Consider the following 12,929-nt stretch of genomic DNA (forward strand, 5'->3'; position numbering starts at 1 on the left):
TTTATATATGTACTATCTTTGGCAACTCACTTATTTATGAAAATTTAAAATAATGATTGTTAAATTTAAAAAAATTCTGTCTTTTATTAAAATATTAATTAAAGAACCAAGCTTAATCAACATCACACTCACAAATAATGCAATACAACAAGAAAAATTCATACAAAAGTACGGCAATTTTGTCGCTTTACCGCAAATTGAAATAAAAGACTTGCAGCAAAAAAGTGCGCCGCCAATTGAAAGTTTCCTAAATGATGGTAGTTCACTAATAATGGATTTACATTTGCTAAAGGCGCTCGCCGGGAGAGAAAATGTGAATTCATATTTCGAAATTGGTACTTGGAGGGGAGAAAGTGTGTATAATGTTTCAAAAGAAATTGATGATTGCACCACGATGAATTTATCCGAACAAGAAATGAAAGCTTTGGGTTGGAGAGCAAAATATGCTGAACAGCACGGAATACTTTCAAAAAAGAATGACAAAATTCTTCATCTGGATGGCAATAGCAAAGATTTTAATTTCGCAGGACTCGACAAGAAATATGATTTAATTTTCATTGATGGCGATCATTCTTATGAGATGGTTTTAAATGACACCAAAAAAGTTTTTCAGCATCTAACTCACGAAAATACGATTGTGGTTTGGCATGATTACGCCTATAATCCACAGAAAATAAGGTTTGAAGTCTTCAGGGCAATTTTAGATGGCGTGGGAATAGAAAATCGAAAATGGCTTTACCATCCGAAAAATACCTTATGTGCGGTTTTTATTAAAGAAAAAATTCAAAGTTCAACGTTTGACGAAATGGAAATCCCGAAAAGTTTATTTGAAGTCCGCTTCAATGAAAAAGATTTTAAATAAAATTTTAATCTAGATAAATTTTAGCCCAACTTTCCTTCAAAGGCAGCAGAAATTCATTTAAAAAATTAAGATAAGAGTCTTTAGAAAAATCAAAAACTTCGATATCATCTGATAATTCTCTACTTTTTATTTTGGCGCGAAAATCTTGTAATTTTAAGGTTTTTACTTCCCCATTTTCTATGAAACTGGCTTTCATTCGGTCAAAAAATCCTAATTGAAATTCGCCATCAAGATTTCTCATAATTCCGCTTAAAGCATCGATAGAACAGCCGGAAGCCAATTCTTTATCTTCATCCACGCAAACCACAACAAACTGGTTTTTTTCAATTTTAAACGAAGCGGAAAGCGGTTTTCCGTGCGCAGCCCAAGTGGGCAAAAAATCATATAAATATTCTGTAATTTTCTTGGCTTCAAGCGCTGTGAAAGGGCGCGAAGCGGGAAAGACAATCACTCTATAATCATTTACTTCAACAGAAGTAGCGTCTTCAATTTTCATTTTTTTTCTTTTTTAATTCTACAAAGCCCAAAAGCACGATTAAGACACTTGAAGCGGTGCTAAAATAATTTAATTTTGACGTTTCAAAATTAGCCGACCAAAGGTTTCCGGCAAATAATAAAACGCCAGAAACCATAAAAAAATATGGTATTTTGCTTTTCATTATAAATCTTCCGCCTCAGCCAAAAGTTCTACAATATCACGAACTTCAACTTCCGTGTTTTTATTAAAATGTTTTACGCCGTCCGTCATCATTGTGTTACAAAATGGGCAACCTGTGGCGATAATTTTAGGATTTTCTGCTAGTGCTTCCTCGGTGCGTTCGATGTTGATGTCTTTATCTCCTGGTTCTGGTTCTTTAAACATCTGCGCGCCACCTGCTCCACAGCAAAGGCCGTTGCTTTTGCAGCGTTTCATTTCTACCAATTCTGCGTCTAGTTTTTGCAAAAGCATTCTTGGTGCTTCATATTCTCCGTTTGCTCTTCCTAAATAACAAGGATCGTGAAAGGTGATTTTTCTTCCTTTAAAAGTTCCGCCTTCAATTTTTAAGCGGCCTTCTTCCATCATTTTTTTTAGAAATTGCGTGTGGTGCAATACTTCATATTTACCGCCTAATTCTGGATATTCGTTCTTTAAAATATTAAAACAATGTGGGCAAGCGGTTACAATTTTTTTTATGCCATAACCGTTCATTATTTCGATGTTGGTAAACGCCATCATTTGGAAAACAAATTCGTTACCAGCGCGTTTTGCAGGATCGCCATTGCAGGATTCTTCCTGTCCTAAAACGGCAAATTCTACGCCTATTTTATTTAAAATTTTGCAGAACGCTTTGGTAATTTTCTTAGCACGATCATCAAAACTACCCATACAGCCTACAAAAAATAGAATTTCTGGTGATTTTCCTTCGGCGGCATATTCTGCCATTGTTTTTATGTTGAAATCCATTTCTTTTTAAATTATAAATTTTGGATTAATCTTAAATCTTTTTAATCATTTTAATATTACATCTTGCATACTCAGATTTTTCTACGGGAATTTCGTCAAATCCGAATTTTCGATATAAATTAATTGCGGGCTCTAATTTTGTATTTGAATATAAAAATAGATTTTCGCATTTCATTTTTTTTGCTTCGTCTATGCAATGTTGCATTAACAAATTTCCATAGCCTTTTCCTTGTGCAGTTTCATCAACGGCCATTTTTGTAAATTCTAATTCGCCATATTCATTATACATTAAAGCAAAAGTTCCGATTGCTTTTCCGTTTTCTACAGCAAAATAAATGTTTCCACCTTTTTCTAAAATATACTTTTGGGGATTTGAAAGTACTTCTTCGTCATAAGGTTCAACAACGAAATATTTTTCTAACCAAGCGGTATTTAAAGTTTTAAAATCATTGGCATATTTTGCTTGGAAAGACATTATTTCTGGCATTTTTAAAATAAAATTAAAACTGAAAATTTTCTAATAAAACTTACTCTTTCGCCCAATTTAAACGATCTGCTTGGTTGAATTGCCAAGGCGCGGCATTATTTTCTACGTTGGTCATCATAAGATTTAGTTCGCTTGGCGCGGAAGATTGTTCCATCACCAAAAACCGCCGCATTTCTACGATAATAGAAAGTGGATCTATGAGAATCGGGCAGGCTTCTACGCAGGCGTTGCAAGTTGTGCAAGCCCAAATTTCTTCTGGTAAAATATGATCATTAATTAATTTTTTACCGTCATCAATAAATTTTCCATTTTTATTGATGTTTTTGCCAACTTCTTCTATTCTGTCTCGCGTATCCATCATTATTTTTCGCGGCGAGAGTTTTTTTCCTGTAATATTTGCGGGGCAAACAGATGTGCATCGTCCACATTCTGTGCAAGAATAAGCGTTTAATAATTGTACTTGGTTTAAATCAAAAATATCATTGGCACCAAATTTCTCTGGAATTGCATTTGGATCTGCTTCTGGCGGGGCGGCATAAGGATCGGCATTTGGATCCATCATGAGTTTTATTTCTTTGGTAACAGAATCTAGATTATCCAACTCGCCTTTCGGTTTTAATTTAGAATACCACGTATTTGGAAAGGCTAAAATAATATGTAAATGTTTAGAATAATAAAGGTAATTCATAAAAAATAAAATGCCCAGAATATGAAACCACCAAGCGGAACGCTCAAAAATTTCTAAAGTATTTACACTAAAATTTTGAAAAAATGGCGCTAAAACATTTGAACTAAATGGAAAACTACCGTGAACCGCTAATGCCCCTTTTTGCTGCAAAACCAAATCGGAGGTGTTCATTGTAAGAAAAGCAATCATCAAAGCAAATTCTATTACCAAAATCCAGTTTGCATCGTCTTTTGGCCACCCAAAAAGTTCTTTCATTTGAAATCTTTTGATGCCATAAAAGTTTCTTCTGATGAAAAATAAAACGACTGCAACGATCACGAGAACTGCTAAGATTTCTAAAGTTGCGGTGAATAATGCATAAATATTTTGGCCAAAAATCCCGGCTAAAAACCGGTGTGTTCCAAATAAACCATCAATGAGAATTTCTAAAAGTTCGAAATTAATAATGATAAAACCGACATAAACAATGATGTGTAAAATGCCTGCTATAGGTCTTTTTACCATTTTTGTTTGGCCTAAAGCAATTTTCGCCATGGTCGCCCATCGTTCTGAAGGTCTATCATTTCTATCAATCTTTTTACCCAATTTGATATTGCGATAAATTTCGCGCAAACTTTTTGCAAAAAGACCGAAACCAACTGCTATTGCAATAAAGAAAATAATATTTGAAATATAGGCCATATCAAAAAAGGTTTTAATCTTTAGTATTTTTGCCGAAAACTGAAAAATTAATGTAGCGTTTCGGGTTTGCTTTCAAATCTTCTATTAAACTATTTAAGTTTGCCGAAGTTTTGTTCAAGTTGTCGTAAAGTTGATCATCTTGCATAAGTTTCCCTAAAGAACCTTTGCCATTTTGAATTCCAGAAATCACACCATTTAATTTGTCTGCGGTGATGCTTAGTTTATCAATCGTATTATTCAATTTTTTTACATCTAACTCATCTGCTTTAGTTCCGAACTTATCTATTGTGCTTTTTGCACTTAAAGTTAGTAAATTGGCGTTATCTAATACTTTTTCTACGCGAGGATTTGTGCTTGCTAGCAGCGCATTGGTTTCTTTTGACGTATTTTCAAAAGATAATACAGTTCTATTTAGATTAGTTAATAATGTGCTAATTTCTCGCCGATTTTTCTCATTTAATAATTGATTGGTATTTGCCGCAAGAGAATCCACTTGTTTTAGCACGCTTTGTACTTGGTCTTTTACTGGGGCTAATTGTGATGAGATAGAGTTCATCATAGAAAGCTGGAAATCTCCTGCCAAAGTATCGCCATCTTTGGCTTGTGGTTGTCCATAAGCCAATTGTATCCGCATTTCTTTTCCAGACATTAGGCCAGGTTCGAAAATCTGAACAGTGGATTTTTTTGAAAATACAAAACCATCATCGATGGTTATTTTTACTACGAAATATATTTTACCATTTGGCAAAGTAACTGGTTCTATTGCGCCTACTTGCCCTACTTTTAGCCCATTAATGGAAACGGGATTTGAAACCGCTAAACCTTCAACATTATCATATTTTACATAATAAACGTTATCTGTAGTAAAGAGATTTTTACCCTTCATAAACTGAAATAGTATAATGAAACCCACGATTGCAAGTAATGCAATGAGGCCTGCTTTAAGTTCTTTTGAAAATTTCATTTATTTTTTTTGAATTAACAAATATAGTATTTTTTACTTTAAAATTAAAAATTCTGGTGCTGATGTAAGATATAAAAAAAACGGCGTATAGCCGTTTTTAAAAGAAATATTAATAAAATTTATTGTTGTGTTTGTGTTTTTCCCATCACTTCAATTCTATAATCTTTAATATCGGCATTGTCTTCTAAACTCTTAAGAAATGCTTGTACAAATTGTTGAGAATTTTGTTTCGAAATACTTTCTGTCATTTGCTTTTCATCTCCAGGTTGTTTGTTTGTTTCCACAGATTTTCTTTGAACAACATAAACTCCCGTCATTCCTTCAACTGGTTTAGAAATTTTATTGTTTCCTACACCAAATGCAGCACCTGCCACTTTCGGCTCCATCGCACCGGCAATTAGAGGGTTAAGAACGTTTACTGTTGCTGTACTTTTCGCAACACCAAACATTTTAGCAACTTGGTCTAAAGAAGTTGGTTTGGCAGCATTTATTTTTTCAGCAATTTTTTTACCGAGCAATTCATTCATTACCAAAGGTTCTATTTGATCGCGAACACTTTCTGGATCGGCTGTTCCGGCCTCTTGCAAGCCATTAACATACGCTACAATTTTGTCACCAGTTCCTTCTACAGTAAAAATATTAGTATCTCCTTTTTTGCGATCTTTATCAAAGGCCCAAACGATAACATCACTATCTTGATCGGTCCCAATACCTTGCAGTTTTCCGTCAAACCTTTTTACTTGTTTCGGATTAGAAAATTTGTAATTGTTTTTCTTGGCGATATTTGCAAAATCATTAAAAGATTTCCCTTGAACTTGCTGGATAAACTTGGTTGCATTTCTATAAACTATATTTTCAGTTTTATCGGAAGATTTTATTTCTTTCACCAAATTGGCCAATTTATAAGTCATTGCACCAGATTTTTTATCTTCAATATTGATGATATGATAACCGTAAGGTGATTCTACAACGCCTGTTGCGCCTTTTCCGTGGCTAGCAAGAAAATCTAAATATGGTTTTACGAATGGTGTTGCAGGTGTCGTCCAGCCCACACTTCCACCTTGTGCAGCAGAATTTGGATCTGCGGAATATTTTAAAAACTCAGTGAATTTTGAAGGATCTGCTTTTACAACTGCATCGATAGAATCTGCTAATTTTTTCGCCTCTTCTTTTGTTCTTGTTGCAGTTCCGGCTGCTTGATTGCCTTTGTAAGAAATTAAAATATGACGAGAAAGCGTGGAATCTGAAGGTTTTTTATCCAACAATTTCGTTACCACATATAAGTTCTGCTCTTTGTATGGACCAAAAAATTGGCCAACACTTGCACCTGCAATTTTATCTTTTACACCCAATGGCAATTGGTTTAGCGCAAAATATTGCGGCGTATATTGCAAATCAGAATTAAGGGAAACAAACATAGAATCGTTTTTCGTATTCTGAAAATTTTCTGTTCCGTTGCTTGCATCTGTACCACCAGTATATAATTTTGTAATTTCTTTCAAGGTTTCAGCATCATCTTCTGCACTCGGCGAAGCGGGGAAATAAACAAGTCCTAAATTTCTAGACGCATCTGTTTTAAATAAAATAGGATGCTTTTTGATATAGGCAGCCAAATCTTCAGTTGTAACTTTTATCGGATTTTTTTGCATGTAAGTATTATAATCTACTTTTACAAAATCAATCACAGCATTTTCATCCCGCATTTTCACCATTTGTCCTACTTCTTTTTTGCTAGTTGTAACACCGTTAGAAACATTTGCAAAAAGTTGACGCGCCATCATTCTATATTCGATGGCTTTTTTCACTTTTTTCCAATTATTAAGACCTTCTATATTTCCACTTTTTTCCAAATCATCAATTTGGCCTTTTATTTCTTGTGTTTTAAAGTTACCTTTTTCATCAAAATTTTCTTTATTTTTTGCAAACATTGGGTCAAATTGCAGTTGACTCCAAAACATATCATCTGTTAATTGAAGTCCCATTTTTTTGAACTGCTGCTCAATCAATTTACTTTGTACCATCATTTGCCAAGCTTGTTCCTCCAAACCTGTATCTGGTTGCCCCTGTTGTTTTGCTTGATTTTGAAGCACAAAAAGTTGATCATTATACGCTTCTCTCGTAATGGCATCACCATTTACCTTTCCCAAAACATCGGGGTTTTTCCCAAAAACTTTATTTAAACTTTGTGGGTTTACTAAAAACGCCAAAAGCGCCACTGCAATTGCACCCATCAAAAGCCAAGGTCTTTTTCTAATCTCTCCTAAAACTGCCATTTCTGTTTATTATTTAGTTATAATCAATCCGCGAAAATACACATTTTTAAAATATTATAAAACTTTTAGAATTTTTTATTGGTATTTTTTTAGAAAAAGCCCTCGCAAGCGTCCATTAAATATACTTTAGTAAATCTTTAAATAGCGAGACGCACGTTCTTTAAAAGCAGACTATTTCGGGTTTTCTATTATTTTAAACTGGAAATATTGACGCAATAATATTCATTATTTTCATTGGCATAAGAATTGGCTACATTGCAAAAGAATTGATTGCGCAACATCTAAAACCCTATTTTTAGATTTGACTTAAATAAAATTTTTAAAAAATGACATTTTGTCATTACACAGACTATGAAAGAATTTGAAGATTTAGACTTTAGCGATATTTTAGACGATGGTTTCAGCATTGTAGCTGAAGAAATTGACGAGCGCGAATTGCCGCCAAATGATGAAAACCAAACCATTTTTCCCATTTTGCCCGTGCGAAACATGGTTATGTTTCCAAAGGTTGTGATCCCCATTACTGCTGGCCGACAAATTTCTAAAAATTTATTAGAAACCGCCCAAAGCAATAATGAATTGATTGGAATCATTAGCCAAAAAAATAGCGATATTGACAATCCTGTGCAAAAGGACCTGTACACAGTCGGAACAATTGCAAAAATTATTAAAATCATCAAACTTCCAGAAGGCAATATTACTGCTATCACTCGTGGAATTGGAAGATTTAAAATAAAAAATTATACGGCAACAAAACCCTATTTTCAGGCGCAAATTACTAATTTAAAAGACACTAATTCTCGCAACAAAGAAGAATTTGAAGCTTTGATTGATAACATTAAAGATTTAGCTTTAAAAATAATTGAAATAGATCCCAATATTCCAAATGCGGCGACTTTTGCAATTAGAAATATGAATCATAATGAGGATTTGCTGAATTTTATTTGCACCAATGCCAATTTTGCTTCTTCTGTAAAGCAAGGTTTATTAGAAGAAAAAAATCTTTTGCAACGCGCGCACAAGTGTTATGAATTAATGCACGAAGATTTCCGAAAATTGGAACTCAAAAATGCAATCCATCAAAAAACAAGTAAAGATTTAGACAAACAGCAAAAAGAATATTTTCTAAATCAGCAAATTCGAACGATTCAAGAAGAATTGGGCGGTGGGCCAGAATCTGACGTAGAAGAATTGTTGCTAAAAACCAAAAATACAAAATGGAGCGATGAAGTTGAAAATCATTTTCAAAAAGAGCTAAACCGTTTACAGCGCCAAAATCCCAATTCGCCAGACTATAATGTACAAAGAAATTATCTTGATTTTTTCACAGATTTACCTTGGGAAAATTACACTAAAGATGTTTTCGATATTATAAAAGCAGAAAAAGTTTTAGAAAAAGACCATTTCGGTTTAGAAGATATTAAGAAAAGAATTTTAGAACACATGGCGGTTCTAAAATTAAAAAATAATATGAAATCGCCAATTTTATGTCTTGTAGGCCCTCCCGGAGTTGGTAAAACATCTCTTGGAAAGTCGATTGCCGATGCTTTAGGTAGAAAATACATTCGTCTTTCTTTAGGCGGTTTACACGATGAGAGCGAAATTCGTGGACACCGAAAAACTTACATTGGTGCAATGGCAGGAAGAATTTTGCAATCTATTAAAAAAGCAGGAACTTCAAATCCGGTTATTGTTTTAGACGAAATAGATAAAATTGGAACTGGTGCGCACGGCGATCCAAGTTCTGCATTACTAGAAGTTTTAGATCCTGAACAAAACAATAATTTTTATGATAATTTCCTGGAAATGGGTTACGATTTATCTAAAGTAATGTTTATTGCCACAGCAAATTCGCTTTCGACGATACAAACGCCGCTTTTAGATAGAATGGAAATCATACAAATTGCGGGTTATACTTTAGAAGAAAAAATTGAAATCGCTAAACAGCATTTAATTAAAAAACAACTAAAAGAAAACGGACTGACCGCAAAATCTCTAAAACTTGGAGTTGCAGAATTAAAACACATTATTGATGCACACACATCTGAAAGCGGTGTGAGAAGTTTAGAGAAAAAATTAGCCGCTATTTGTCGTTGGGTTGCCTTGCAAACAGCCATGGAAAAGGATTATAATGCAAAAATAACAGTTGAAAAAGTAGATGAAATTCTCGGCATTCCTCGTCCTAAAAATTTATCAGAAATTACCGATGTTCCGGGTGTGGTAACAGGCTTAGCATGGACGAGCGTTGGTGGCGATATCTTATTTATTGAAAGTATTTTGAGCGAAGGCAAAGGAAACTTAACAATGACCGGAAACCTCGGAAATGTAATGAAAGAATCTGCTACAATTGCTTTAGAATATATCAAAGCGAAACATGATGAATTGGGAATTTCTTCAGAACAAATACAGAAAAATAACATCCACATTCACGTGCCAGAAGGTGCCACACCAAAAGACGGTCCTTCGGCAGGAATTGCGATGCTCACGTCAATAGTGTCGAGTCTTAAAAATAAAAAAATAAAATCTCATTTGGCAATGACCGGTGAAATTACTTTAAGAGGAAAAGTATTGCCAGTTGGCGGTATCAAAGAAAAATTATTAGCAGCAAATCGCGCCGGCATAACAGAAGTAATTCTCTGCGAAGCCAACCGAAAAGATGTAGAAGAAATTAAAAAAGATTATTTAAAAAATCTAAAAATTAATTACATCGAAAGAATGAGTGAAGTAATAGAGTTAGCCTTAGAAAAGTAAATTTTTCTTAAAAATTAAATTGAAAACCACCGAAAAAAATAATTTTTTGGTGGTTTATTTTTGAAATAAAAAATGTACTTTTGACTTTTAAAAATGGCAGTAAAACAAAACATACGCGAAATTCAAATTACAATTTACTTGGGAATTACTATTTCCACAGAGTGTACTGCTACATTTATTACCCCTTAAGGGGTTTCATTTTAAATATAATCCATTCCATTTTTTACTTTTTTTTAAAGTAAAGCACAATTTTATGACTTCATAACTAAAACAATCACGATGAAAACTTTAAAATTTGGCGGCACGTCGGTCGCCAATGCAGAAAACATTAAGCGCGTAGTAGATATAATTAAAAATCAAGCAAAGGACGAAAAAACAGTAATAGTAGTTTCTGCTTTTAGTAAAGTAACAGATTTATTGTCTCTCGCGGCCAAAAAAGCCGCAGTTGCAGACGAAAGTTACAAAGATTTACTAGAAACAATTGAAGCAAAACATTTAGATGCTTTAAAAGAATTACTTCCTGTAGGCGCACAAAGCAGTCCACTAAGCGAAGTTAAAAGACTTATTAATCATCTTGAAACACTATTAGATGGCTGTTTTCTCTTAAGAGAATTAACACAAAGAACCTCTGATACTATTTTAGGGTTTGGCGAATTATTATCTTCATTTATTATTTCCGAAGCGATAAAACAAGACAACAAAAACAGCATTTATAAGGACAGTAGAGATTTAATTAAAACAAATAATCAGCACGGAAAAGCAATCGTGAATTTTGAAAAAACCAATAAATTGATCACAGATTTTTTTGCCGAAAATAATTATCAGATCACTGTTTTGCCAGGTTTTATTGCGAGATCCGAAGATGGAATAAATACCACTTTAGGACGTGGTGGTTCAGATTACTCTGCGGCCATTTTTGCAGCTGCTTTAGATGCAGATCAATTAGAAATTTGGACGGACGTAAATGGCATGTTTACAGCGAACCCAAAAATAGTGAAGCAAGCGCAAGCCATCGAAACATTGTCTTACCAAGAAGCGATGGAACTTTCACATTTTGGGGCAAAAGTTTTGTATCCTCCTACAATTCAGCCAGTTTTGCAGAAAGGCATTCCAATTATTATCAAAAATACTTTTGAGCCAGAAAATAATGGCTCTTTCATTTCAGATAAAACAAGTAGTAAGCCAAATCCTGTGAAAGGCATCAGCCACATAGATCATATTACTTTGATTACGCTGGAAGGCTCTGGTATGATTGGGGTTTCTGGTTCTTCTAAAAGATTATTTGAGGTGCTTTCTCAAGAAAAAGTGAATGTGATTTTTATTACCCAGGCCTCGTCCGAACATTCCATCTGTATCGGTATTCTAAATGAAGATTCAGAAATTGCAGAAAAAGCGATTAATGATGCTTTTCAGATAGAAATAGCGCAACACAAAATCGAACCTTGCATTGTAGAAAAAGATTTGTGCATTATTGCATTGGTGGGTGAAAACATGAAAAACCACCAAGGTTTAAGCGGTAGAATGTTCAGCACTTTAGGGAAAAATAATGTCAACATTAGAGCAATTGCACAAGGCGCGTCTGAGAGAAATATTTCTGCTGTAATTAAAGAAAAAGATGTGAAAAAAGCACTTAATTCTTTGCACGAAAACTTTTTTGAGGAAGACACCAAACAATTAAACCTTTTTGTAATGGGCGTTGGCAACGTGGGCAAAATCTTTATCTCACAAATAGCACAGCAAAAAAAATATTTAAAAGAAAATTTTAAAATAAATGTTCGTCTAATTGCAGTTTCAAATTCCAGAAAAATGTACTTTGACGAAGATGGAATTGACCTAAAAAAATGGAATGATCTTCTAGATGAAAAGGGAGAAAAAGCAGATCATCAAGATTTTATTTTAAAAGTTAAAACCTATAATTTACGCAACAGTATTTTTGTGGACATTACTGCCAGTGAAAGTGTTTCTAAATTGTATGAAAGTTTTCTATACCAAAGTGTGGGCGTTGTAACATGCAATAAAATTGCTTGTGCATCTGAGTATAGCAATTATATAAATTTAAAAAATATTTCGCGTCAGTATAACGCTCCATTTCTTTATGAAACCAATGTAGGCGCTGGATTGCCAATCATTGATACATTAAAAAATCTAGTTGCTTCGGGTGACAAAGTCAATAAAATACAAGCCGTTTTATCTGGAAGTTTAAATTTTATCTTCAATAATTTTAATGAAAAAAACTCTTTTCACGACGTAGTAAAAGAAGCCGGAGTTCAAGGTTTTACAGAACCAGATCCCAAGATTGATTTAAGCGGAATTGATGTAGCTAGAAAAATTTTAATTTTAATTAGAGAAAGTGGCCATAAAATGGATATCGAAGAAATTTCTAACGAATCCTTTTTGCCAGAAGCCTGTTTAAAAACGGAAGACAATGACAATTTTTTCGCCTCATTAATTGAACATTCAGCACATTTTGAAGCACTTTATAATAATGCTTTGAGCAAAGATTCTCGCTTAAAATATGTCGCTCAATATGAAAATGGAAAAGCCAGCGTGGGCTTGCAACTTATCCCGAAAGACCATCCTTTCTATAATTTAGAAGGAAAAGATAATATTGTTTTATTTTTTACAGATCGCTATGTTGATCAGCCTTTGCTTATAAAAGGTGCGGGCGCAGGTGCTTCAGTAACTGCTTCGGGGATTTTTGCAGACGTAATTAGAATGGGAAATATTTAATTTAAGTCATTGATTTTAAGTTAATAATTTATTTAAAAATAAATGATCG

General features: G+C 33.8%; 10 protein-coding genes. 3 read left to right on the forward strand and 7 right to left on the reverse strand.

Features of this window, described 5'->3' with window-relative positions:
* Positions 1-52: 52 nt before the first annotated feature.
* On the forward strand, positions 53-862 hold the full coding sequence (locus tag C4S29_RS03950) for a class I SAM-dependent methyltransferase (protein ID WP_103912808.1): 810 nt from the start codon (positions 53-55) through the stop codon (positions 860-862).
* A 4-nt stretch (positions 863-866) separates the two neighbouring features.
* On the opposite strand, the gene C4S29_RS03955 is transcribed toward C4S29_RS03950, so the two are convergent.
* The 7 genes from C4S29_RS03955 to C4S29_RS03980 form a co-directional block, all read right to left on the reverse strand.
* Positions 867-1,358 (reverse strand): hypothetical protein, encoded by a 492-nt coding sequence (locus C4S29_RS03955; protein WP_103912809.1) that lies wholly within the window; start codon positions 1,356-1,358, stop codon positions 867-869.
* Positions 1,348-1,521, reverse strand: coding sequence for a hypothetical protein (locus C4S29_RS14720; protein ID WP_159969821.1), 174 nt, complete (start codon positions 1,519-1,521; stop codon positions 1,348-1,350). The genes C4S29_RS03955 and C4S29_RS14720 overlap by 11 nt, the downstream gene beginning before the upstream one ends.
* Positions 1,521-2,306, reverse strand: coding sequence for a (Fe-S)-binding protein (locus tag C4S29_RS03960; protein ID WP_103912810.1), 786 nt, complete (start codon positions 2,304-2,306; stop codon positions 1,521-1,523). Before C4S29_RS03960 ends, C4S29_RS14720 begins: the two co-directional genes overlap by 1 nt.
* Before the next feature lie 31 nt (positions 2,307-2,337).
* Positions 2,338-2,793: a GNAT family N-acetyltransferase gene (locus tag C4S29_RS03965; RefSeq protein ID WP_103912811.1), complete on the reverse strand. Its 456-nt coding sequence runs from the start codon at positions 2,791-2,793 to the stop codon at positions 2,338-2,340.
* Between the two features lie 40 nt (positions 2,794-2,833).
* A complete protein-coding gene (locus C4S29_RS03970) occupies positions 2,834-4,162 on the reverse strand; it encodes a (Fe-S)-binding protein (protein WP_103912812.1) in 1,329 nt (442 codons plus the stop codon).
* Between the two features lie 13 nt (positions 4,163-4,175).
* A complete protein-coding gene (locus tag C4S29_RS03975; protein ID WP_103912813.1) occupies positions 4,176-5,126 on the reverse strand; it encodes an MlaD family protein in 951 nt (316 codons plus the stop codon).
* A gap of 119 nt (positions 5,127-5,245) precedes the next feature.
* A complete protein-coding gene (locus C4S29_RS03980) occupies positions 5,246-7,399 on the reverse strand; it encodes a SurA N-terminal domain-containing protein (RefSeq protein ID WP_103912814.1) in 2,154 nt (717 codons plus the stop codon).
* Positions 7,400-7,750: 351 nt separating this feature from the next.
* Here C4S29_RS03980 and lon point away from each other — a divergent pair, with 351 nt between their 5' ends.
* Both lon and thrA read left to right on the forward strand, forming a co-directional pair.
* Positions 7,751-10,150: an endopeptidase La gene (gene lon / locus C4S29_RS03985; RefSeq protein ID WP_103912815.1), complete on the forward strand. Its 2,400-nt coding sequence runs from the start codon at positions 7,751-7,753 to the stop codon at positions 10,148-10,150.
* Between the two features lie 279 nt (positions 10,151-10,429).
* On the forward strand, positions 10,430-12,880 hold the full coding sequence (thrA, locus tag C4S29_RS03990) for a bifunctional aspartate kinase/homoserine dehydrogenase I (protein ID WP_103912816.1): 2,451 nt from the start codon (positions 10,430-10,432) through the stop codon (positions 12,878-12,880).
* The last annotated feature ends 49 nt before the right edge of the window (positions 12,881-12,929 follow it).

Origin of the sequence: Halpernia humi (assembly GCF_900108025.1) — a bacterium.
In the GTDB taxonomy this organism is placed as follows: Bacteria; Bacteroidota; Bacteroidia; order Flavobacteriales; family Weeksellaceae; genus Halpernia; species Halpernia humi.